The 21172-nt window shown below is 54.6% G+C and carries 22 protein-coding genes and 3 tRNA genes; 19 read left to right on the plus strand and 6 right to left on the minus strand.

From position 1 onward, the window contains the following. Window position 1 precedes the first annotated feature (1 nt). Complete coding sequence (gltX, locus tag P1U45_RS12685; RefSeq protein ID WP_301059398.1) at window positions 2-1360, plus strand: glutamate--tRNA ligase; 1359 nt, start codon at window positions 2-4, stop codon at window positions 1358-1360. 7 nt (window positions 1361-1367) lie between these two features. Here the strand turns inward: gltX and P1U45_RS12690 are convergent, their stop codons facing one another. Continuing rightward, window positions 1368-1928: a TIGR00730 family Rossman fold protein gene (locus P1U45_RS12690; protein WP_301059399.1), complete on the minus strand. Its 561-nt coding sequence runs from the start codon at window positions 1926-1928 to the stop codon at window positions 1368-1370. Between the two features lie 96 nt (window positions 1929-2024). Here P1U45_RS12690 and P1U45_RS12695 point away from each other — a divergent pair, with 96 nt between their 5' ends. Next, window positions 2025-3866: an ABC transporter ATP-binding protein/permease gene (locus P1U45_RS12695; protein ID WP_301059400.1), complete on the plus strand. Its 1842-nt coding sequence runs from the start codon at window positions 2025-2027 to the stop codon at window positions 3864-3866. Window positions 3867-3868: 2 nt separating this feature from the next. Further along, window positions 3869-4783: a phosphatidylserine decarboxylase gene (locus P1U45_RS12700; protein ID WP_301059401.1), complete on the plus strand. Its 915-nt coding sequence runs from the start codon at window positions 3869-3871 to the stop codon at window positions 4781-4783. Between the two features lie 11 nt (window positions 4784-4794). On the opposite strand, the gene P1U45_RS12705 is transcribed toward P1U45_RS12700, so the two are convergent. Continuing rightward, window positions 4795-4989 (minus strand): DUF2842 domain-containing protein, encoded by a 195-nt coding sequence (locus tag P1U45_RS12705; RefSeq protein ID WP_301059402.1) that lies wholly within the window; start codon window positions 4987-4989, stop codon window positions 4795-4797. Between the two features lie 76 nt (window positions 4990-5065). Between P1U45_RS12705 and P1U45_RS12710 the strand changes: the two genes are divergently transcribed. Continuing rightward, window positions 5066-6136, plus strand: coding sequence for a COX15/CtaA family protein (locus P1U45_RS12710; protein ID WP_301059403.1), 1071 nt, complete (start codon window positions 5066-5068; stop codon window positions 6134-6136). On the opposite strand, the gene P1U45_RS12715 is transcribed toward P1U45_RS12710, so the two are convergent. Then, window positions 6118-7137, minus strand: a complete 1020-nt coding sequence (locus tag P1U45_RS12715) for a hypothetical protein (protein WP_301059404.1) — start codon at window positions 7135-7137, stop codon at window positions 6118-6120. The genes P1U45_RS12710 and P1U45_RS12715 overlap by 19 nt on opposite strands. A 36-nt stretch (window positions 7138-7173) precedes the next feature. Here P1U45_RS12715 and rplM point away from each other — a divergent pair, with 36 nt between their 5' ends. The 3 genes from rplM to argC all read left to right on the plus strand — a co-directional run bounded on the left by rplM (window position 7174) and on the right by argC (window position 9252). Next, the gene (gene rplM, locus P1U45_RS12720) at window positions 7174-7641 is read left to right on the plus strand and encodes a 50S ribosomal protein L13 (RefSeq protein ID WP_301059405.1); all 468 of its coding nucleotides are present in this window, start codon (window positions 7174-7176) and stop codon (window positions 7639-7641) included. Between the two features lie 3 nt (window positions 7642-7644). Continuing rightward, window positions 7645-8127 (plus strand): 30S ribosomal protein S9, encoded by a 483-nt coding sequence (gene rpsI / locus P1U45_RS12725; protein WP_022695396.1) that lies wholly within the window; start codon window positions 7645-7647, stop codon window positions 8125-8127. A gap of 72 nt (window positions 8128-8199) precedes the next feature. Beyond that, entirely contained in the window at window positions 8200-9252 is a 1053-nt protein-coding gene (gene argC, locus P1U45_RS12730; protein ID WP_301059406.1) for an N-acetyl-gamma-glutamyl-phosphate reductase, read from the plus strand. Here the strand turns inward: argC and phaC are convergent, their stop codons facing one another. Further along, window positions 9253-11169 (minus strand): class I poly(R)-hydroxyalkanoic acid synthase, encoded by a 1917-nt coding sequence (phaC, locus tag P1U45_RS12735; RefSeq protein ID WP_301059407.1) that lies wholly within the window; start codon window positions 11167-11169, stop codon window positions 9253-9255. A gap of 75 nt (window positions 11170-11244) precedes the next feature. Here phaC and P1U45_RS12740 point away from each other — a divergent pair, with 75 nt between their 5' ends. The 12 genes from P1U45_RS12740 (at window position 11245) to P1U45_RS12795 (ending at window position 19130) form a co-directional block, all read left to right on the plus strand. Continuing rightward, the gene (locus P1U45_RS12740; protein WP_301059408.1) at window positions 11245-11574 is read left to right on the plus strand and encodes a hypothetical protein; all 330 of its coding nucleotides are present in this window, start codon (window positions 11245-11247) and stop codon (window positions 11572-11574) included. 30 nt (window positions 11575-11604) lie between these two features. Further along, a complete protein-coding gene (locus P1U45_RS12745; RefSeq protein ID WP_293607984.1) occupies window positions 11605-12816 on the plus strand; it encodes an LL-diaminopimelate aminotransferase in 1212 nt (403 codons plus the stop codon). 3 nt (window positions 12817-12819) lie between these two features. Then, window positions 12820-14109 carry a homoserine dehydrogenase gene (locus P1U45_RS12750; protein ID WP_301059409.1) on the plus strand — a complete coding sequence of 430 codons (1290 nt, stop codon included), beginning with the start codon at window positions 12820-12822 and terminating at the stop codon, window positions 14107-14109. 19 nt (window positions 14110-14128) lie between these two features. Further along, a complete protein-coding gene (gene glpX / locus P1U45_RS12755; protein ID WP_301059410.1) occupies window positions 14129-15082 on the plus strand; it encodes a class II fructose-bisphosphatase in 954 nt (317 codons plus the stop codon). A gap of 4 nt (window positions 15083-15086) precedes the next feature. Beyond that, on the plus strand, window positions 15087-16850 hold the full coding sequence (recJ, locus tag P1U45_RS12760; RefSeq protein ID WP_301059411.1) for a single-stranded-DNA-specific exonuclease RecJ: 1764 nt from the start codon (window positions 15087-15089) through the stop codon (window positions 16848-16850). Between the two features lie 64 nt (window positions 16851-16914). Continuing rightward, a tRNA-Glu gene (locus P1U45_RS12765) sits at window positions 16915-16989 on the plus strand. Between the two features lie 91 nt (window positions 16990-17080). Beyond that, on the plus strand, window positions 17081-17602 hold the full coding sequence (locus tag P1U45_RS12770; RefSeq protein WP_301059412.1) for a cold shock domain-containing protein: 522 nt from the start codon (window positions 17081-17083) through the stop codon (window positions 17600-17602). Window positions 17603-17656: 54 nt separating this feature from the next. Then, a complete protein-coding gene (locus P1U45_RS12775; RefSeq protein ID WP_301059413.1) occupies window positions 17657-18163 on the plus strand; it encodes a DUF192 domain-containing protein in 507 nt (168 codons plus the stop codon). Between the two features lie 6 nt (window positions 18164-18169). Then, complete coding sequence (locus tag P1U45_RS12780; RefSeq protein WP_301059414.1) at window positions 18170-18598, plus strand: PaaI family thioesterase; 429 nt, start codon at window positions 18170-18172, stop codon at window positions 18596-18598. 40 nt (window positions 18599-18638) lie between these two features. Next, window positions 18639-18715, plus strand: a tRNA-Pro gene (locus P1U45_RS12785). An 18-nt stretch (window positions 18716-18733) separates the two neighbouring features. Next, window positions 18734-19042 (plus strand): ETC complex I subunit, encoded by a 309-nt coding sequence (locus P1U45_RS12790; RefSeq protein ID WP_301059415.1) that lies wholly within the window; start codon window positions 18734-18736, stop codon window positions 19040-19042. A gap of 11 nt (window positions 19043-19053) precedes the next feature. Beyond that, window positions 19054-19130, plus strand: a tRNA-Arg gene (locus P1U45_RS12795). Window positions 19131-19137: 7 nt separating this feature from the next. Here the strand turns inward: P1U45_RS12795 and metC are convergent. Both metC and P1U45_RS12805 read right to left on the minus strand, forming a co-directional pair. After that, window positions 19138-20310 (minus strand): cystathionine beta-lyase, encoded by a 1173-nt coding sequence (gene metC, locus P1U45_RS12800; protein ID WP_301059416.1) that lies wholly within the window; start codon window positions 20308-20310, stop codon window positions 19138-19140. Beyond that, window positions 20307-21158 (minus strand): sulfurtransferase, encoded by an 852-nt coding sequence (locus tag P1U45_RS12805; RefSeq protein WP_301059417.1) that lies wholly within the window; start codon window positions 21156-21158, stop codon window positions 20307-20309. The genes metC and P1U45_RS12805 overlap by 4 nt, the downstream gene beginning before the upstream one ends. Between the last annotated feature and the right edge of the window lie 14 nt (window positions 21159-21172).

The raw sequence follows: 21172 nt of genomic DNA on the forward strand, positions 1-21172 counted from the left end.
CATGTCTGCACCTATTGTTCGTTTTGCCCCATCCCCGACTGGCCGACTGCACGTTGGCAATGTCAGAACTGCGCTGATCAACTGGCTGTTTGCGAAAGGGCAGGGTGGAAAGTTCATTCTGCGTATCGACGATACCGATCTCGAGCGATCTACCAAGGAATACGAGCAAGGCTTGAAAGACGATCTGACGTGGCTGGGCCTTGGCTGGGATGACACGTTCAATCAGTCAACACGCTTTGATAAATATGATGAAGCGGTTGCCAAGCTGAAGGCTGATGGCCTGCTTTACGCCTGTTACGAAACGCCGGAAGAACTTGAGCGGAAGCGCAAGATCGCGCTGAGCCGTGGCCGTCCACCTGTTTATGACCGTGCGGGCCTCAATCTGACAGACGACGAGAAAGCAGCGTTTGAAGCCGAAGGCCGTAAGCCTCACTGGCGTTTCAAGCTCTCTGGTGACCGCGTTGAGTGGAATGACCTCGTGCGCGGCCCGCAAGGCATTGATACGTCTTCAGTGTCTGACCCGATCTTGGTGCGCGGTGACGGGAGCTATCTCTACACGCTTCCAAGCGTAGTCGACGACATTGAGTACGACATCACGCACGTGGTTCGTGGTGAAGACCATGTCACGAACTCTGGTGCGCAGATCGAAATCTTCATGGCGCTGGGCGGAAAAGCTCCGGAAATGGCGCATACGCCCCTTCTCGTGGGTGCTGACGGGCAGGGACTTTCAAAGCGTCTTGGGTCTCTTTCCATTCAGGAGCTGGGCAAGAAGGGCCTTGAGCCGATCTCTATCGCTTCACTTCTGGGCAAGATCGGTACGAGCGATAACGTTGAAATTCGCGCGTCTCTTGATGAGCTCGCGGCGGAGTTTTCATTCGACAAAATCGGTCGTGCGCCTGCGCGTTTCGACGAAGAAGAGCTGATGAAGCTCAATGCGCAACGTGTTCTGTCTCTGTCTTACGCGGATGTGTCTGACACGCTTGATGGTGTTGCGGCTCTGGAATCCTGTCCGGACCGCGAACTGTTCTGGGAAACGGTGAAAGAGAATATCAGCACCGTGTCTGAAGCGGCGTCCTGGGCTGACGTGCTGTACGGCACGATTTCCTCGGACATTGAGGCAGAGGATAAGGGCTATGTCCAGACAGCGGCTGAGACGCTGCCTGCGGGTCCGTACGATCTCGAAACCTGGGGGAATTGGACTAAAGAGCTGAAGGACGCGACTGGCCGCAAGGGCAAGGGTCTGTTCATGCCGCTCCGTCTGGCTCTTACCGGCGAGGGACGCGGCCCTGATATGGGGCGGGTGCTCGTGCTGCTTGGTCCTGAGCGGGCCGCTGAGCGTCTGAAGGCTGCAGCGGCCTAAGCTGTCGCTATTTCATATCAATATGCCGGACACGAAGCGCCTCAATTGCTTCATCCGGCGTATTCGTGTGGGCGAACTGGTCCAGAAATTCAGCCGGCGTGAATTTGTCTTTCACGATATGGCTCATCAGTTCGAAGAACGGGCTCCAGAAGCCGTCTACATCGAGAAACGCCATAGGTTTGCTGTGAAGGCCGAGGCGCGCCCATGACAGCATCTCTACAGCTTCTTCCAGCGTGCCAATGCCGCCCGGCAGGACGATGAAAGCATCGCTTTCGTCAAACATCATCTGTTTGCGCTCGTGCATGGTATCGACGATGCGATGCTCGACCTGCTCGAAGATGCGTTCTTTTGTCAGAAGGAAGCGCGGCATGATACCGAGCACTTCGCCGCCCCCTTCATGAGCTGCGTTTGCTGATGCACCCATCAAGCCGACACTGCCGCCTCCGTAAACGAGGCGGTATCCGCTTTCTGCCAGCCTTTTGCCGAGGTCCTTGGCCAGCGCGATATACTTCGGATCGACCTCGTTAGAGGAACCACAGTAAAGGCAGATCGATTTCATAGCAGCCATGAATTCTCCGTCGGCATGGTTGGTTGTTTTCAATGAACGCATTCTTTCTGGCTGGCAAGAAAGCGCAACGCACACTATCTCGCAATTATGAGAACAATGGCTTCTACCGATGCTGATGCAATTGAGAGTGCATCAGGGGGAATCGGAACCGCGCTGATGCGCGTTAGCGAAATCCTGCTTCGTCCAAATCTGTCGCGCTGGCGCTTCCGGATGATTATCGCTCTGGCGATTACGGTCTGCGCGAAGGGCTTCAGTGTTGTGGCGCCGTTATACTTGGGCGAGGCCATCACCAGAGCCTCCACAGGTGAAGCAGAGGCCGTGCTCGTGCCGTTGCTCAGCGCGCTGTCATTCTTCGTGGTGGCGCGCTTTTTAGCGTCCGGCCTGCCTCAAGCGCGGGATGCGATCTTCGCGCCGGTCAGTCAGGATGCGCAACGCGAGCTCGCCGTAAGCGCCTTCAGCAAGTCTCAAGCGTTATCGCTAGGCTTTCACCAGACGCGTCGATCCGGTGCGCTTCAGCGGATCATTGAGCGCGGCGGCACCGCGATGGATGTCATTCTGCGCTTTCTGGTGTTCAACATTGCGCCGACCATCATCGAGCTGGCTCTGGCCTCAATCGTTCTGGCGGCGACCTATTCATGGGTTCTCTCTGTCATCGCGATTGTGACCATCATCGTCTATATGGCGTTCACCTTCATCGTGTCCGAGTGGCGCGCCAAGCAGCGCCGGACGCTGAACAAGGCTGATACCGAACTGCGCGCTCGCGCCATGGACAGCCTCACAAACTTTGAAACGGTCAAATCTTTCGCCGCAGAAGGCCGTGAAACCGACTCCTATAATTCCGCGTACAAAACCTATGCCGAGCAGTATGTCGAGACGTCTCGTTCCCTCGGCCTGCTGAACGCCGGTCAGGAACTGATCATGAATCTCGGCCTGTTTGCCATGCTCGGCTGGACAGGCTGGAAGGTAGCAAATCAGGAACTTGAGGTCGGAGCGCTCGCGGCTGTGTTTGCTATGCTGCTCAATCTTTATCGACCTTTGAACATTCTCGGTTGGGGATGGCGGGAAATCCGTCAGGGTGTCATCGATCTAGAGAAAGTCTTTGGCCTGATGTCGATGAAGCCCGAGGTTGCGGATGCTGATGATGCCAGCGAGTTGTCCGACGCCACAGGGGCGATTGAATTCCGTGATGTGTCATTTAGTCATGATGGCCGTGTGATCGGGATAGAAAACATTTCCTTAGACCTTCCATCCGGTAAGCAGCTTGCTATCGTCGGCCCATCCGGCGCAGGCAAGTCGACGCTATTGAAGCTTATTTTCCGCTTCTATGATGTGAATGAAGGCGCCGTTCTGTTCGACGGTCAGGATGTTCGCGGGCTGAAACAGGAAAGCCTGCGTCAGCATTTGGGGATCGTGCCGCAGGATGTGGTTCTGTTTAACGACACGATCCGTCAGAACATTCTCTATGGCCGACCTGAAGCGACACAAAGTGAATTGGAACACGCAGCCCAAAGCGCGCAATTGCTGGAGTTTATCGAGGCTTTGCCGGATGGCTGGGAAACTCGGGTCGGTGAGCGTGGCCTTAAATTATCGGGCGGTGAAAAGCAGCGTGTCGGCCTTGCCCGCGTGATATTGAAAAATCCGGAAGTGTTGCTGCTGGATGAGGCGACCTCTGCGCTGGATAGTCAGACAGAAACGCTCGTTCAGCGTGCTATCCATGAGGCCTCGAAAGGCAGAACGACCGTGACGGTCGCGCATAGGCTCTCAACCATTATGCACGCCGATCAAATTATTGTACTCAGTGATGGTAAAGTTGCAGAGCGGGGCGATCATGAGTCGCTCTTATCTGAGAACGGTTTGTATGCTGACATGTGGGCGAAGCAGGTTTCCCGTCGGGAACTGACAGAAGCAGAGCCAGCAGTAGCGAAAGGTCAGGAATAGATATGTCCAAGAAATCACTTTCATCCCGAATGCCTTGGTATCGGGCCGAGTTTGACCTCGAAGGACTGGGGTTTGGTGCTCTGGCACTGGTGCTTGCCATTATCCTTGGTGGGCTTCACTGGATACTCGGCCTGATTTTCATGATCGTGTTGGCGATCATTTTGCTCGCCTCGCGTGATACCGAGCGCACGTCGCCTTCCGCCGCAAATCTGGTGCTTGCGCCTAATGACGGTGTGATCGAGAGTGTCTCCAGCGTAGCGCCGCCTCGTGAATTGCGCTGGGACACGCCGGAAGTTATTCGTGTTCGAATAGCGTCATCGCCATTTTCTGCGAACGGTGTGCGCGCTGCGATCACCGGCAATGTCGAAAGTTTTCTAATCGAGCCAGGCGCTCCGGCAACACTGGCGTTTGATGCTGAGGACCCAAATCTTCGCGAAGCGTTTATTCTGATCAGCAGTGAAAACCATGCTGTCGGCGTCCGCGTTGCAACTGGCGGCACAGGTCCGCGTCTTGATGTAAACCTTGAGCCCGGAGACGGCGTGCGTGCAGGTCGTAAAATCGGCGTTCGCCGGCTTGGCGGCTGGAGTGATGTGTTCCTGCCTGTGGGGTCTGAGATTTCTCTGGAGCCGGGCATGTCTGTCATTGGCGGCGAGACCGTTCTGAGCGACCTGTCTGAGGTCGAGCAGTCTGCGACGACAGCAAGTGAGCCCCTCGTGGTTCCTGAGCCGGTGGTCGAAGAAACGCCCGTTGAACCAGAGCCAGCGCCCGAAGCGCCAGTAGCAGAAGAAGTCGCAGAACCTGTCGAAGATGCGGCTGTGTCTGACACCGATGTCGAAACGGCGTCTGACGAAGCTGACGCAGAGCTGGGTGAGGAAGCTGCAACAGCGTCAGATAAGAAAACGTCTAAGAAGTCTTAGGTTGAACAGAATCAGGCGTTCCCGCCGCGGCCAGACCAGTCCATGATTGGCTTGAGCGGGAAGGCCCACAAAATACCTGCGATCACGAAATAGATAAGCTGTATCCAACGCGGTGCATCGACGAGCATCGAGCCGATTGTTGCAGCGAGCGCGATATAGCCGACCAGAAATCCGACAATAGCCAGCATTGCGATGAATTTTCTCATTCGGTTTCTCACATTCTGAAGGCGGGTGCGTCGACGAGGCACTTGCCAAATTGGTCGTGTCACGCATTTAGGGCGTATGACAAAAAACTTCCACACCTCACACTCAACTCTTTCGGCTCCTGCACGGCTATGGATGCGTCGCTGGCTCGTGCTTCTGGGCGTCTTGGTTTATGCGATGATCCTCGTCGGAGGGGCGACGCGCCTGACTGATTCTGGCCTGTCTATCACTGAGTGGAAGCCGATCTCCGGCGCCATCCCGCCAACAAGCGAAGCGCACTGGGACGAACTCTTCGACCTGTATCAGGACACAGCCGAGTTCCGGCTCCAGAATTCTTCAATGTCTCTGGAAGAGTTCAAATACATTTACTGGTGGGAGTGGGGCCACAGGCAGCTAGGGCGCTGGATCGGCGTGATCGCAATTGCCGGCTTCCTGGTGTTCCTACGAAATGGTTGGCTTAAAGAGGGGTGGGGTGCCCGTTTCGGATTTCTTATCGTTCTGGGCGGTCTTCAGGGCGCTATTGGCTGGTGGATGGTCGCAAGCGGCATCGGTGAAACCACGCGCGTCGATGTGGCCCCTTACCGGCTCATGACGCATTTCTGTCTGGCGCTCTTTATCATTGGCGTTATCGCCTGGTATTGGATGCGTCTTGATCACAGGCAGTTACAGGCAAAATTCAGCGGAAGTTTTGCTTTCTTCTCCCTTTTCGCGCTTCTGATATTTGTACAGATGGCGAGCGGGGCATTGGTCGCGGGTCTGGATGCCGGCCGCACCTATACTGACTGGCCGCTCATGGCGGGCCAATTTGTGCCGTCAGGATATGTCGATCCCATGTTGGGAATGCGCAATCCGTTCGAAAACATTGCTATGGCGCAATTTAATCACCGGGTGCTGGCGTATCTGATCGGATTTATTGGTGTCGGGCTGCTGGTGCGACGCATTCTGGCTGTTGGCCTGACGGGTCGTTATCACGCACCTGTTTTACTGTTGTCTGCCGCGATCGTGTTTCAGATTCTCTGGGGAATCTTCACTCTGGTGAACGTCGCACCATTGTCGTTGGCACTCGTTCACCAAGGTGTTGGTGTGATCGTCCTGATTCTCGCGATCAGGACGACCTTTAAAGCGCGCTATCAGTTGTCGGACAGCTGACGGAACAGATCTTCGTAATCTGCGATGACGATTTGCGATGTACGATCGGCACCGCGGGCATCCATTGCAAGGAAGCCAGATGAGAATCCGGGGATATCCGCACGCTGTGTCATGACGAGATAGCGGACATCCTCTGGTCCGGTTGCAGAAAGGCCTGCCTCAAATTCGACGCGTGAGAAATTGCCGTCGCTGTTGGCGACATAAACTTCACCGCCGGACATAGCCATCGCAACATTTGTGTCGTTGCCATCGGAAACGGCCGAAACAGAAGTTGGAACACCCGGCATGTCGATCAGTACCGGTTCGGATCCTTCAGAACGAATGTCGATTCCAAATCGACCGCTGGCGATTGTGGCGCTGTCCGTCAACGCGCAGCCCGTTACGTCTCGTTCGTAACTCTCAATGTCTCCTGGCGTGAAGGTGAAGTTTGTACCTTCGGCACCGACTGAGCCGGTATAAAGCGATGTCGGGTCAACAGACGTCCAATACCCTATGTTCATAATGGAGCCGTCGTCCTGGCTGCGCGACGCGCAAACACCTTCGACTGATCCGGTGACATCTACATCAAGCTCTACCTCAATAGGTGCCAGCAGTCCGTCGCCATGAACCACCACGACAATCTGGTCGGAGTTGCGAGACACTCCAGGGAATAGAACAAGGTATGTCCCGTCGATCTGAGCTGTTACTCCGGTAGAGGAAATTCCGTTTCGATAAGGCGCTGCTTCGGAAATCGCAGTTCCGTCGATATTTGTGAATTTCAGACCTTCGTTTTCGAGACCTACAAGAAATACGGCTTCCCCACTTGGAGAAACTGATAGTGTTGTCAGGCCTGTGTCGAAACGTTCTGTTTGCCAGACCACAGGTGTGGAGACAGAATCGGGGCCCTGATTGACTGGAACTTCTTCACTTCCGCCACAGGCGGCTAAAAATAAAATCGCACCGAATGCGGCTCTTTGATTGACAATCGAATTCTTACGCTTTAGTGACGCGCGCTCTGCCATTTAACAACACCTTCAAGAAAGGCTCCGAGTGGAGCAATGAAAACTTTTTTGGCCAAACCAGCTGAAGTCGAAAACAAGTGGATCGTAATTGATGCCACTGACGTCGTCGTCGGCCGTCTCGCGTCTTATATTGCTAAACGCCTTCGCGGCAAGCACCGTGCTGATTATACCCCGCACGTTGACTGTGGTGATCACATCATCGTCATCAATGCGGATAAGGTAGCCTTCACGGGCCGTAAGCGTCAGGACAAGAACTATTACCGTCACACGGGTTACCCGGGCGGTATCAAGGAATTGTCTGCTGATGCTATTCTGCGTGGTCGTTTCCCTGAGCGTGTGCTCAAGCTCGCTGTGAAGCGCATGATGCCTCGTGAAAGCTCTCTGGCTCGCCAGCAGCTTTCCAAGCTTCGTGTTTATTCAGGCACTGATCACCCGCATGATGCGCAGCAGCCAGAAGTCGTAGACTTCAAATCCATGAACCGTAAAAACGAGAAAGCGGCGTAACGTATGTCTGATACCGTCGAAAGCCTCGAAAACCTGAACGATCTTGGCGGCGAAGCCGTTGCTGAGACCGTGATCAACGTTGAGCCGAAGATTGACGAGTTTGGCCGTGCTTATGGCACAGGTCGTCGTAAATCTGCTGTTGCTCGCGTTTGGATCAAACCAGGCACAGGCAAGATCACGATCAATGGAAAAGACCAGACCGAGTATTTTGCTCGTCCGGTTCTCCGCATGATTATTGAACAGCCGCTGATCGCTGCAGAGCGTCGCGATGAGTTTGACGTGATCTGTACTGTTAAAGGTTCAGGTCTCTCCGGTCAGGCGGGCGCTGTTCGTCACGGTATCTCTCGTGCGCTTGTAGCTTACGAGCCGGCAATTCGTCCGGTTCTCAAGCCATACGGCTTCATGACTCGTGACCCACGCGTTGTAGAACGTAAAAAATACGGTCGTGCGAAAGCGCGTCGTAGCTTCCAGTTCTCAAAGCGCTAAGACGACTTCGAAATTCTATTTTGAGAAAGGCGCTTCTTTTGGAGCGCCTTTTTTACGATCAGGGGAAGGGTTATGGGTTCAAAGCAGATCAATGCCTGCGTTCTTGGCGCAAGCGGTTATACGGGCGCAGAGATGTTGCGCCTTCTTGCGTCGCATCCATTCATCAACGTGACTGCAGCGACTGCCAATGCGCTCGCTGGACGCAAGCTGACGGATGTGTACCCGCATTTGTCTTCATATGGGGACATGGAGCTCACGACGGTCGAAGACGTCGACTGGAGCGATGTTCAGGTCGCCGTATCGTGCCTGCCGCATGGTACCAGCCAGGATGTCGTTGAAGGGCTTCCTGATCATGTGCGCGTTGTTGATCTGTCTGCAGATTACAGATTCCGTGATGCCTCTGTTTATTCAGAAGTGTATGCGCGCTCGCATTTGACGCCTGAGCGTACAGCAAGCGCTGTGTACGGCCTGACAGAGTTTGCGCGCCCATATCTGGCTGATGCGACAACAGTAGCTTGCCCGGGATGCTATCCAACAGCTACGCTGCTTTGCCTGCTTCCGCTTTCTGAAACGGGTATGATTGAGACGCGAGGCCTGATCATTGATGCCAAGTCGGGTGTGTCTGGTGCGGGCCGCTCTCTGAAAGAAGGGAACCTCTTCTGCGAGGCCGCTGAAGGTCTTCATCCTTATGGGGTAGGAACGCACCGTCACGCGCCGGAGATTGAGCAGGAGCTGACTGCGCGATTCGGGGAAGCGGTTCGTGTCACGTTCACGCCGCATCTCGTACCAATGACGCGCGGTGAGCTAGTTACGATCTACGCGGACCTTGCTGAGGGCCAGACTGTAGAAAACGCTCATGCGACGCTCAGCGCGCGTTATGCGGACGAAGCATTCGTGAATGTGCGTCCTCTGGGAAACCTGCCGCCGGATACGCGGCACGTGCGCGGCACGAATCGTTGCGAGATCAGCGTGCATGCTGACCGTGTTCAGGGACGAGTCATTGTTATCGGCGTGATTGATAACCTGACCAAAGGGTCTGCAGGACAGGCGCTGCAGAACATCAATCTGATGTTCGGTTTTGAGGAAGGCGAGGGGCTGTCGATTCTGCAGCCGCTCTTCCCTTAATCACTCGGCGGACGGTCCTACACCTAAATCTTCGAGGCGTGCCAGCACATAAGTCCCTGGCGCGTCTCCGAGGCCTTTGTCCTCAACGGGTTTAGCATCTACCTTCTGGCCGGAACGTTTCTTGAGCCATTTGTGCCAGTGCGGCCACCATGACCCCGGATGTTCGTCCGCATTGCTCATCCACTCATCAGGCGTTTCTGGAAGTTCGGAGAACGTCCAGTGCTGATACTTCTTCGCATCGGGGTGGTTGATCACGCCTGCAATATGGCCTGAGCCAGACATTACGAATTCTACGTCACCACCGAATGCGCGGGCAGCCCGGTAAACCGAACGAAATGGCGATATGTGGTCATCTTTCGACGCCTGAAACATCGCGGGAATTGTGATGTCGGACAGTTTGACCTTCCGGCCGAGTACACGGAATTCACCTTTCGCGAGTGCGTTGTCGCGATAGAGATCTCCCAGATAAGTCTTGTGCGTCGGCCCTGGAATGTTGGTCTGGTCTGAATTCCAGAATAGGAGATCAAACGGCTTGGGCTTTTTACCAAGCATGTAGCTGTCGACGACATAGCGCCAGACTAGATCAGAAGGGCGAAGATAGTTGAATGTCTCGGACATATCCTCGCCTGCCATCACGCCGCCATTGTCATCAATGAGCTTTGAGATGTGCCGGATAGACTGATCGTCGGTGAAGACTTTCAGATCGCCTGCTTCCTCGAAATCGACCTGAGCAGCGAAATAGGTGACGGACTGTATCCGTGTGTCGTTTTCCTGAGCCATGCGCGCGAGGGCCGAGGTGAGCATGGTGCCGCCAATACAGTAACCGACGGCGTTCACATGCTCGCTACCGGTGATCTCTGTGACGGCCTCTGTCGCGGCATAGGCGCCGAAGCTCACATAATCGTCCCAGCGGAATTCCGACATGGATTTGTCTGCTGAGCGCCATGAGACAACGAACACGCGATATCCCTTGGACACGAGCCAGCGGATCATGGAATTTTCTTCGCGCAGATCGAGGATGTAGAACTTGTTGATCCACGGAGGGAAAATCAGGAGAGGTACCTCATAGACTTTTTCCGTCTGAGGTTCGAATTCGAGAATCTCGATGAGTTCATTTCGATAGACGACCTTGCCCGGGGCTGTCGCGACATTCTTTCCGATCTCGAAGGATGTGCCATCCGTCTGGCTGATGAGCAGCCGGCCATGACCGCGCTCGATGTCTTTGCGCGCGAGTTTCAAGCCTTCCAGAACGCTTTCGCCGCCGGTTTCGATCATTGCCCTTAAGGCAGCGGGATTGGTCGAGAAGAAGTTGGTAGGTGAGAACGCATCAGCTGTCTGGCGCGCAAAAAAGCTCGCTTTGCGTTTCGTGCTGTCATCGACTTCTTCGGCCGTCTCAATGAGCGACATAAGCCATTCGCTGTTGAGCTGATATGTGCGGCGGATCAGATCAAAGGTCGGGTTGTTTTCCCACTCAGGATCCGAAAAACGCTTGTCTTTCGGTTGCTCTTCTTTGTCGCCGACGAGGAGAGACCGCCAAATGTTCACATGCCCTTCCCAGAGGGCCATCTGTGCGTCCATGAGACGATCCGGGTGTCTGGCGAGGTTCTCGCCGATCTTTGCCCAGGCGTTGCTGACGCCGAATGGGTCCGGCTGGGTGGGATTGACGGATTTCTTAAGATTGGCGGTGGTCAGTTCACGCAGGATTTCCTGACTTTCGAACAGCGCGTCATTGATGTTCTTTGAAAGCTGTTCGAGCTTTTCCGGGCCGGCCTCCTGCAGAACATCATTGATGGATTTTGGTGCGGCCTTTTTCGCGCTGGATGCTGCGCGTTCGGTCGCATCAGAAGGCTTTGCCGCAGAAGCGCCATTGTTGGCTGCATTCTGGTCGTCTGGGCCCTGGTTTACTTTCCCCGCCATTGTCTTTTGCCTCAATTTAGCTCACCAAGTGTACTACCGGAATTTAACTACTGGAACCCTAAGCTGGAGTCGGTTGTGTTTAGAATTGGATTAACTTTGGGATTGACGCTGGCCGTTGCGGGCTGTGCCAGTTCGGTAGGTAGCACTCTGGATGTCGCGCCTGACTGGTTTGAAGAGCGCAGATCCGATCTTTCTCATGATGGATATCCATCTCTGCAGACGGCGAGCCAGCTTTCATCCGAAATATCTGATGTGCCATGGGTTCAAATTCAGCAAGATTTATCCAGTGCACAGGCCGAAATGGACATGAATGATCCAGGCCCTGTTACGATCACAGCAGAAGACATGCGAAGCTGGGCTGAAGAGCAAATAAGGCTGGTAGATAAAGGCGAAGAGCCTTATTAATCGCCACTCAATTCTAGTTGGTTAGAGACAATGTTACCCCCACAATTCCACAAGATCAGACGACTTCCTCCGTACGTATTCGAACAGGTGAACCGCAATGCGGCCGCCCTTCGTGCGTCCGGCGCGGATATCATCGATCTTGGAATGGGAAACCCTGATCTCCCAACGCCTCCGCACATCGTAGAAAAACTCGTCGAGACGGCACGTAAGCCGAAGGCGAGCCGATACTCTTCATCCCGTGGTATTCCCGGGCTACGCCGGGCGTTAGCAAACTATTACCGACGTCGTTTCGGTGTGACACTCGATCCGGATCGCGAAGTTGTCGCGACCATGGGATCGAAAGAAGGGTTCGCAAACCTTGCTCAGGCGCTGGCTGCGCCGGGAGACGTCATCCTGTCTCCGAACCCGAGCTACCCGATCCACTCGTTCGGTTTCATCATGGCCGGTGCGACGATCCAGCACGTCAAAGCCCTATCGCCTGAAGAGTATCTTTCAGGCCTCGGTCGCGCTGTGATGCACAGCGTTCCTAAGCCGACCGCGATGGTACTCTGCTATCCGGCGAACCCGACGGCTCAGGTTGTGGATCTCGATTTCTACAAAGAAGCGGTCGCGTTCGCGAAACGTCATGATCTTTGGATTCTGTCAGACCTTGCTTACACCGAGATCTTCTTTGGTGACCCGCCTCCATCCATTCTGGCTGTTGATGGCGCGAAGGATATCTGCGTCGAGGTTTCGACGCTCAGCAAGACGTATAATATGGCTGGCTGGCGCGTTGGCTTTGCGGCAGGTAATGAACGACTGATCGCAGCGCTCGCTCGAGTGAAGTCATATCTCGACTATGGTTCGTACACACCTATCCAGGTTGCGGCTTGCGAAGCGCTGAATGGTGACCAGAGCTGTGTGGACGAGCTTCGTGCCACATATAAATCCCGCCGCGATACTCTGATCGATTCCTTTGGTCAGGCCGGATGGGATATTCCAAAGCCAGATGCATCCATGTTCGCATGGGCGCCTCTGCCTGAGGCGGTCAGACATCTGGGCTCTCTAGAATTCTCTCTTCGTCTGTTGAACGAAGCGCATGTGAGCGTATCGCCCGGCGTTGGTTTCGGCGAACACGGAGAGGGCTTTGTCCGGCTTGGGCTGGTCGAAAATGAACAGCGAATTCGTCAGGCTGCGCGGAACGTTAAAAAGTTTCTGCAGACAGTTTCAGACGAAAACGCGCCTCAACTCGCGACAGGATAAGTTATGACTAAAACTATCAAGATCGGCATTGCTGGCCTCGGCAATGTCGGTACCGGTCTTTTTGAACGACTGCAGGAGCAAGAAACACTTCGTCTTGGCGGCGACGTCGAGATTGTAGGCATTAGCGCTCGTAATCGATCGCGCCAGCGCCCGGTCGATATTTCCGGCTATGACTGGTTTGATGATCCTGTCGCGTTGGCCCAATCAGAGAGCACCGAAGTGTTTGTTGAACTGATGGGCGGAGCTGATGGACCGGCGAAACTGGCTGTTGAAGCCGCCTTGAAACTGGGCAAACCAGTCGTGACGGCCAATAAAGCGCTGATCGCAGAACATGGCGAAGAGCTCGCGGCACTGGCAGACGCTTCCGGCACACCGCTTCTGTTTGAGGCTGCTGTTGCGGGCGGCATTCCTGTCGTTCGTGCAATTCGCGAGTCTTTTGCCGGAACGCAGATCAAGTCGCTGCGCGGTATTCTGAATGGCACTTGCAATTATCTTCTCACGGAGATGAAGGCGAGCGGACGTTCATATGATGATGTCCTGGCTGATGCCCAACGACTTGGGTATGCCGAAGCAGACCCGTTCCTTGATGTGTCCGGCACCGATGCCGCGCACAAAATTGCGATTCTGGCTTCTCTTGGCTTTGGCGTTCCGCTGGATTTCTCGCAAGTTGATATCAGCGGCGTCGATACGATCAGCCTTAAAGATCTCGAGCTTTCCGCCAAGCTGAACCACAAGATCAAACTCATTGCAGAGGCTACTAATACCGAGGCAGGAGTTATCTGCCGCGTAGAGCCGGTTCTGCTGCCGCTTGGTTCACCGCTGGCGCAAATTGATGGTCCACTGAATGCAGTGATGGTTGAAACGGTACATGCAGGAAATTATACGCTGACAGGGCCGGGCGCCGGCTCCCACCCGACAGCGAGTGCGGTGCTTGGCGACCTTGCAGCATTGCTTTCTGACCAGAACAAACAGGTTCTCGGGCTCCACGTATCTGAACTGACGACTCAATTCTGCGATAAGTTTGCGCAGGATTCTGTTTTGTCTAAATATTTGATCCGCGTGGACCTTGAGGACAAAGCGGGTGCGCTTGCATCGCTCACAGAAGAACTTGCCAAGTCAGATGTGTCTGTTGAAGCACTGCTGCAGGATTCTGCCGAAGGTTCAGAGTTTGCGCCGGTCGCAATTGTGACGCACGCTTGTTCTCATTCGGCGGCTGAGTCTGCTCTGTCCAAAATAAACGCTCTCAGCGCAGTGCCGAATCCGGCGAGACTTATCCGGATCGAGGCCAGCTAATCAGCTGAAGGAACGCGCTATGGCTGAAACAAACATCGATGCGGCTATTGCCGACGCAATGATTCGGGTCACTGAGGCAGCTGCAATCGCTGCGCACCAACTGACCGGACGCGGCGATGAGATGAAGGCCGACCAGGCCGCTGTTGATGCCATGCGAACCGGTTTGAACGCGATTCCGATGCGTGGACGTATCGTTATTGGGGAGGGTGAGCGCGACGAAGCTCCAATGTTGTACATTGGCGAAGAAGTCGGCACGGGCGAAGGCCCGGAAATTGATATCGCTCTAGACCCGCTGGAAGGCACTACGCTTACAGCGAAGGCAATGTCGAACGCGCTATCGGTTCTGGCGATCGCGCCACGAGGCACGCTGCTTCATTCTCCGGACGTTTATATGGAGAAAATTGCGGTCGGGCCCGGGCTACCCCAAGGCATTGTGACGCTCGCAGCAACGCCGGCAGAAAACGTGCTGGCGCTTGCAAAAGAGAAAGACGTTCCGCCGGAGCATATCACGGTATGTGTTCTCGATCGTCCTCGGCACCACGAGATTATTTCATCGCTACGGTCAGTCGGCGCTAAGGTCGCAATGATATCCGATGGTGACATCGCAGGTGTCATCAATACGACCGATCCGTCTACAGGCATTGATATGTATCTCGGACAGGGCGGTGCGCCTGAAGGCGTTCTTGCAGCTGCTGCGCTCAAATGTATTGGCGGACAATTCGAGGCTCGGCTTGTTTTTCGCAATGACGAAGAAAAGCAGCGCGCTCGTCGCGTGGGTATTCAAGATCTGAACAAGATATATTCACTGGATGAACTGGTCACATCTGACACGGTGTTTTGTGCAACGGGTGTCACGAAAGGTGGCCTTTTGGACGGTGTCGTTTACGGCAGAGGCACTGTCGAAACGGAAACGTTGATCATGACCTCTTCGGATCATTCTGTAAGACGCGTGCGGACGCGTCGTCCGGTGTGAGGCTATGACAGAAACCGCGCGCGGCTTTCATTGGTCTGAACCTCTTTTCGACGACAAAACTTTAGATGCCTACGCTCGGAAATCCGGGCTCGACGCTACCCTGTCAGCGCTGTTGTTGCGCCGGGAGGTGCCTGCCGAAGAGGTTGAGGCCTTTTTGCATCCAACACTCAGGAATCTGTTCCCAGATCCATCATCGTTGAAAGACATGGATGTTGCGACAGAGCTGATCGCAAAAGCTATTCTCGAAGAGAAGACCGTTGCTGTGTTGGCCGACTACGATGTGGACGGCGCAACGAGCGCTGCCCAGTTGATCCGCTATTTTCGGTTTTTCGGTCAGGACCTTGTTCTGTACGTGCCCGATCGACTGAAAGAGGGCTATGGGCCGTCGCCTCAGGCATTTGAAACTTTGAAGTCCCAGGGCGTAGATCTCGTTATCACGGTTGATTGTGGCGCGGCAGCTGAGGCGGCGCTTAGGCGCGCATCAGAAATCGACCTCGATATCATTGTAGTCGATCACCATTTAATGGGCGAAGACATTCCAGCTTGCGCGGCTCTGGTAAATCCGAATCGGCCTGACTGCGAGTCAGGGCAGGGGCATCTGGCTGCGGCGGGTGTTGTTTACGTCCTCACTGCGTCGCTGAACCGGTATTTTCGGAACAGGCTGAGTTACAAGGCATCTGATCTTCCGGATCTGATGAAAAATCTGGATCTGTGTTCATTAGGTACACTGTGCGATATGGCGCCGCTCGTTGAGCTGAACCGCGCCTTTGTCGTTCAGGGGCTTAAAATTCTGGCCCATGATGAATGCCCGGGCATTGTCGCGCTGTCTCAGGTTTCAGGACGCAGTCCGCCCAGGAAGGTGACAGACTTGACCTTTGGAATTGGTCCCCAGCTGAATGCAGGCGGGCGTATAGGTGACCCGTGGCTCGCTACGCAGCTACTGGCGTCATTGTCGATTGAAGAGGCTATTCCGATCGCAGAACAGCTCTTCATACTGAATCAGGCGCGTAAGGACATCGAAGCCGATATTCAGAACGAAGCGCGCAAACAGATACATCAGCTGCAGCGCCACAATGTCGATTATCCGGTTTATGTGGTCGGTGGCGAAGGATGGCATCCGGGTATCATCGGTATCGTCGCCGGACGCCTCAAGGATGAGTTCCATCGTCCTGTCGCTGTTGTCGGCTGGGGTGAGCAGTTCGGAGATGTCGGCAAAGGGTCTGCGCGGTCTGTAGCAGGTCTGAACATCGGAAAGGCAATCTCGGCGGCGGCTGAGGCGGGCGTTCTCATTACTGGCGGCGGGCATGCCATGGCGGGCGGATTCAGTATTGAGCCCGAACGGATGCAGGATTTCCGCGATTTCCTGTCTACGTATTTTGCAAATGTCGAGAAAGAGCTCGATGATGCACGCGCCGTCCAAATCGACTTTGATGTGCTGGTTTCAGCGATGACGCCACGCTTCATTGATGTGGTCGAGCAGGCTGGACCCTATGGTGCAGCTGCAACAAAACCGGTCGTTCGCGTAAAAAATGCACAGATTGTGTTCAGCCGCGTGATTGGCGCAAATCATTTGAAGGTCACCCTCGATGACGGAAGTGGCCGGATTAGCGCAATCGCCTGGCGTGCTGCTGAAACGGATCTCGGAAGTTTGCTTCAAAAGGGGCAGACGGTGGATTTGATAGGCTATCCGGAGCGTGACGAGTGGGGTTCAGCCCGCGGTCAAAACAGCGTTCAGATAGAAATCATCGACGCGGTGAAAAAAAATTAGAAAACTTGGAAATAATGCTTGCAGAGGAAGAAACGGCTCGTTATATCCGCCCTCTCAGCAGCGCGCGCCCTTCGTCTATCGGTTAGGACGCCAGGTTTTCAACCTGGAAAGAGGGGTTCGATTCCCCTAGGGCGTGCCACTTTACTCTCCGAAAATTAGAATTGACCTCTTCCGTTCCAAGCCGGGTATGTTAACCTTGCTCGAACGTATTTTAGGGGACTGATTTAAAGATGAACGAAGGCTTTCCAGCCGAGGAAGCCGGCGAATCGACCGTAAAGCTCAAGAAGATTAGCGGGCAGGTGAAATGGTTTGATGCCGTAAAGGGGTACGGCTTCCTATCGCCCGATTCAGATGACGGTGATGCTGACCTCAGCGATGTGATGATTCATGTCAGCTGCCTGCGGGCGGCCGGGCTTTCCACAATGCAGGAAGGCGGGCGGATGGTATGCATGGCCACTGATCGGTCCAAAGGGCTGCAGGCGGTCGAAATATTGTCTTATGAGCCTCTGGTCTCGCCGGAGGAGGAAAGTCAGGACGAAACCTTCGAAGCCGTGATGATCAAATGGTTTAACCGCGCCAAGGGCTATGGCTTTGTAAATCGGCCTGATGCTTCGGATGTCGATATTTTCGTCCACATGGTGGCTGTTCGAAAGGCCGGACTCGACGATCTGCTGGATGGCGGTCGATACGAAGCGATTATCCGCGAAGGCCCTAAAGGCGAGCACGTCGAGCAGATCAAGGAAATTGGCTGACGCGAGTGCGTTATCCTGCTTGCTGGATGTCTGTCAGTTGATTAAACAGACGCTATGAAAAAACTTCTTCTGATCTCTTCGCTTCTCGTTATGGCGCCTGTAGCTTTCGCGCAGTCGGCGGCCATTTTTATGCCGGAAGGCCCGCTCACGATTGAAACGCAGAGCGGCCCGGTCACGATTACAGCAGAAGTCGCAGACGAGCCGGATGAAATCGCCACAGGTCTGATGTTCCGTGAGAGCATTGCAGAGGACCGAGGCATGATTTTCGATTTCGGTACCCCGCGTGAGCCGAATATGTGGATGCGGAACGTCGAGTTTCCGATCGACATGGTGTTCATGGATGCAGAAGGAACTGTGCTCGCGATTGTCGCCCATGCGCAGGCTCATTCCGAACGCCATATCAATCCGGGCTTTCCGGTTAAAGGTGTACTCGAGCTTGCTGATGGTCAGGCTAATGCGTTTGGCATTCGTCCGGGAGACCAGATCATCCACGAGATTTTTGGCAACGCTGAAACCGCTCCTGCCGAAGACACGTCTGATTCCGAAGAAGCTGCCGAATAGATCGGAATGTCCGCGGTTGTGACGGCTATTCCGGACGGATTCGAGCTCGCAGAGGGGCGCGGGCCTTTTTCCCGCAACAATGGCCCATATTACCGGCGTTCACTGGATGGTCGGCTACAAACTGGGCTGAGCGTGGAAGAGCGCCATTGTAATGGCCTCGGCTTCCTGCACGGCGGAATGACTGCCGCTTTCGCAGACAGCGCTATGGCATGGGCGGTCTGGAATACCGCCAGACAGGCATCTGTTACCATGCGGCTTTCGATTGATTACCTCCAGCCTGTGCGAATCGGTGACTGGCTTATCGCCGAGGCGCGAGTTACTGGCGTTGATGGCTATATCGTCTATGTCGACGCAGAGCTGACACGAAACGAGAAGCAGAAAATTGCCGGTGTATCGGGAGTTTTTCATCTCATTCGCAAGAAAGAGAAATCTTGACTTGAAGTCTGTCTCGTAGCGTTTTAATTGGACCCTTCGTCGGAGTGTAGCGCAGTCTGGTAGCGCATCTGGTTTGGGACCAGAGGGTCGGGAGTTCGAATCTCTCCACTCCGACCATTAAAGTGAGGACGACTGATGCGTGCACGGATCTTCAAACCCGCCAAAACTGCCATGCAGTCAGGTAAAGCGAAATCTGATCGTTGGGTGCTGGAATTCGTGAATACGGACGCATCGCGTAAGTCAGACCCGCTTATGGGCTGGATTTCTTCAAACGACACGAGTTCTCAGGTTCGACTGACTTTTGAAACACGTGACGAAGCAATCGCTTATGCCAACCGCGAAGGTCTGGTGTTCTCAGTCGAAGATCCGCGTCCATCCAAACGTCTGGTGAAATCTTACAGTGCGAACTTCGCTGCCGACAGAAAGCAGTCCTGGACCCACTAAGGGTTCATCAGGGCCCCTTAGCTCAACTGGATAGAGCACCGGACTTCTAATCCGACGGTTGCAGGTTCGAGTCCTGCAGGGGTCGCCATTCCCTGTCAGTGCAGTTCTGATAAAGCCTGTTTCAGTTCGGCGATCAGGTCCGCTTCATCTTCCAATCCGATCTGTACGCGCACCAGAGTGCCGTAAGTTCCAGATTTCCATCGATCGGATGTGGAGCGCTTGAGTTGCGGGTTGCACGGCAGGATCAGGCTTTCAAAGCCGCCCCATGAAAACCCGAAGCCAAATAACTGAAACGTTTTAAAAAAGCGGTCCAGCGCGGCTGCGTCTTCGCAATGGAGAGCGAATGAAAACAACCCGGATGCGCCTGAGAACAGATCATTGAAGATCGTGTTGTCAGGGTGTGTGCTCAGGGCAGGGTGGTAGACCTGTTTTATCTCAGGTTGTTCGGCCAGCCATTCTGCGACATTCAAAGCCGTGCGGCCCTGCTGAGAGATTCTGGAGTGAAGCGTCCGCAGCCCCCTCTGCGCCAGATAAGCATCGTCCGGCGACATCCCTATGCCCCAGTCATTCGCCGTTTGATCCAGCTTTAGCGCGATGCGTCGGTCATTAGTCATTGCTGCGCCGCCAAAGCCGTCAGAGTGACCGATGACATACTTAGTCAAAGCCTGGACGGAAATATCTAAACCGGCATCCAAGGGCTTGAAGAAGACGCCTGCTGCCCAGGTGTTGTCCAATATTGTGGTGACGTCGTTTTGCTTGCACAGCGGAAGCAGAGCATTCAGATCGTGTAGTTCGAACGTCAATGACCCCGGCATTTCGAAAAATGCAGCTTTCGTCTCTGGTGTAATCAGCGCTGCAAAAGCGTCAGCGGTAATCCTCGGATCAAAGAAGGTTGTCGGGACGCCCATGCGGGCAAGATAGCGTTCAGCGAATCTACGACTTGGCCCATAAGCCGAGTCCGTCATCAGAAGATGATCGCCGCTGTTCAGTACTGACGCCATCGCGAGCGCGCATCCGCTGAGGCCTGTTGGCGCCAGTTGAACGTGCTCAGCGTTCTCAAGGGATTTGAGGCCGTCTGAGAGCGTTTCCTGTGTATCTGTACCCATGCGGCCGTATAGCGACTTTGAGCCGCCATACAGTTTAGAGACGTCATCCGTGAGGATAGTCGACGCACGGCGGATGGGCGGATTTACAGCGCCATCAAAACCGCCATGCTTTCGTCCATCATGGATGAGGCGTGTGCTGGGTTTGCGCTTATCTTCGCTCATGCAGTGGCAATATCATTCGGACATTTCTCAGCCCACTCAGACCAGGAGCCGTCATATAACGCGATGTCATTGCGGCCAATTCGCTGGAATGCGAGAAGAATGATCGCGGCGCTGACGCCAGAGCCGCAAGTGGCAACAATTTCCTGATTGGCTTTGAAAGATGCCAGAGCCTCACGGAGCTCGGCTTCGGATTTCAAAGTGCCATCAGAATTGACCAGACTGGTCCCTGGAAGGCTTTCAGATCCCGGCATATGGCCGGATGAAAGACCAGGTCTAGGTTCCGGCTCATTGCCGGCAAAGCGACCGGCAGGGCGAGCATCAAGGATCAGTGTTGTGTCGTCTTTCGCAGCGGACTGCATCTGATCGAATGTCTTCAGGAGATGGTTTTGAACCCGCACTGTGTGGTGGCGTTCGGAGAGTACAGGTTCCATGTCCTCCACGACACCACCAGCTTCAACCCATGCGTTCCAGCCGCCATCAAGCACTTTGACGTCTGCATGCCCCATAAAACGGAACATCCACCAGACGCGCGCTGACGCCATGAAGCCAGAGCGATCATAAACCACGATCGTTTTGCCATCGCCGAGGCCCATTTTGCGAACGCGGGAAGAGAACTTCTCTGGTGACGGCAACATGTGTGGCAATGAGCTGTCGGTGTCGGCGATTTCATCGATGTCGAAGAATACGGCTCCCGGAATATGGGCGTCCTTGTACAGTGATCGAGACACGCCATCGCCCGCATTCGGCATCCAAGGCGGAACCCAACTGGCATCAACAACGCAAACATCTGGTGCGTTGATATGTTCTTTCAGCCATTGGGCTGTAACCATTGGGTCGGTCGATGTCATGATCAGTCCTTATT

The organism is Ponticaulis sp. (assembly GCF_029210165.1).
Taxonomy (GTDB): domain Bacteria; phylum Pseudomonadota; class Alphaproteobacteria; order Caulobacterales; family Hyphomonadaceae; genus Ponticaulis.

Bases quoted from the DNA above. Each gene is read 5' to 3' on its own strand.
- rplM (WP_301059405.1), top strand. From the start codon at position 7,174: ATGAAAACTTTTTTGGCCAAACCAGCTGAAGTCGAAAACAAGTGGATC.
- P1U45_RS12695 (WP_301059400.1), top strand. From the start codon at position 2,025: ATGGCTTCTACCGATGCTGATGCAATTGAGAGTGCATCAGGGGGAATC.
- P1U45_RS12705 (WP_301059402.1), bottom strand. From the start codon at position 4,989: ATGAGAAAATTCATCGCAATGCTGGCTATTGTCGGATTTCTGGTCGGC.
- P1U45_RS12750 (WP_301059409.1), top strand. From the start codon at position 12,820: ATGACTAAAACTATCAAGATCGGCATTGCTGGCCTCGGCAATGTCGGT.
- P1U45_RS12775 (WP_301059413.1), top strand. From the start codon at position 17,657: ATGAAAAAACTTCTTCTGATCTCTTCGCTTCTCGTTATGGCGCCTGTA.
- phaC (WP_301059407.1), bottom strand. From the start codon at position 11,169: ATGGCGGGGAAAGTAAACCAGGGCCCAGACGACCAGAATGCAGCCAAC.
- recJ (WP_301059411.1), top strand. From the start codon at position 15,087: ATGACAGAAACCGCGCGCGGCTTTCATTGGTCTGAACCTCTTTTCGAC.
- P1U45_RS12805 (WP_301059417.1), bottom strand. From the start codon at position 21,158: ATGACATCGACCGACCCAATGGTTACAGCCCAATGGCTGAAAGAACAT.
- P1U45_RS12745 (WP_293607984.1), top strand. From the start codon at position 11,605: ATGTTACCCCCACAATTCCACAAGATCAGACGACTTCCTCCGTACGTA.
- P1U45_RS12700 (WP_301059401.1), top strand. From the start codon at position 3,869: ATGTCCAAGAAATCACTTTCATCCCGAATGCCTTGGTATCGGGCCGAG.
- rpsI (WP_022695396.1), top strand. From the start codon at position 7,645: ATGTCTGATACCGTCGAAAGCCTCGAAAACCTGAACGATCTTGGCGGC.
- P1U45_RS12710 (WP_301059403.1), top strand. From the start codon at position 5,066: ATGACAAAAAACTTCCACACCTCACACTCAACTCTTTCGGCTCCTGCA.
- P1U45_RS12690 (WP_301059399.1), bottom strand. From the start codon at position 1,928: ATGGCTGCTATGAAATCGATCTGCCTTTACTGTGGTTCCTCTAACGAG.
- P1U45_RS12715 (WP_301059404.1), bottom strand. From the start codon at position 7,137: ATGGCAGAGCGCGCGTCACTAAAGCGTAAGAATTCGATTGTCAATCAA.
- P1U45_RS12770 (WP_301059412.1), top strand. From the start codon at position 17,081: ATGAACGAAGGCTTTCCAGCCGAGGAAGCCGGCGAATCGACCGTAAAG.
- gltX (WP_301059398.1), top strand. From the start codon at position 2: ATGTCTGCACCTATTGTTCGTTTTGCCCCATCCCCGACTGGCCGACTG.
- P1U45_RS12780 (WP_301059414.1), top strand. From the start codon at position 18,170: ATGTCCGCGGTTGTGACGGCTATTCCGGACGGATTCGAGCTCGCAGAG.
- P1U45_RS12790 (WP_301059415.1), top strand. From the start codon at position 18,734: ATGCGTGCACGGATCTTCAAACCCGCCAAAACTGCCATGCAGTCAGGT.
- metC (WP_301059416.1), bottom strand. From the start codon at position 20,310: ATGAGCGAAGATAAGCGCAAACCCAGCACACGCCTCATCCATGATGGA.
- glpX (WP_301059410.1), top strand. From the start codon at position 14,129: ATGGCTGAAACAAACATCGATGCGGCTATTGCCGACGCAATGATTCGG.
- argC (WP_301059406.1), top strand. From the start codon at position 8,200: ATGGGTTCAAAGCAGATCAATGCCTGCGTTCTTGGCGCAAGCGGTTAT.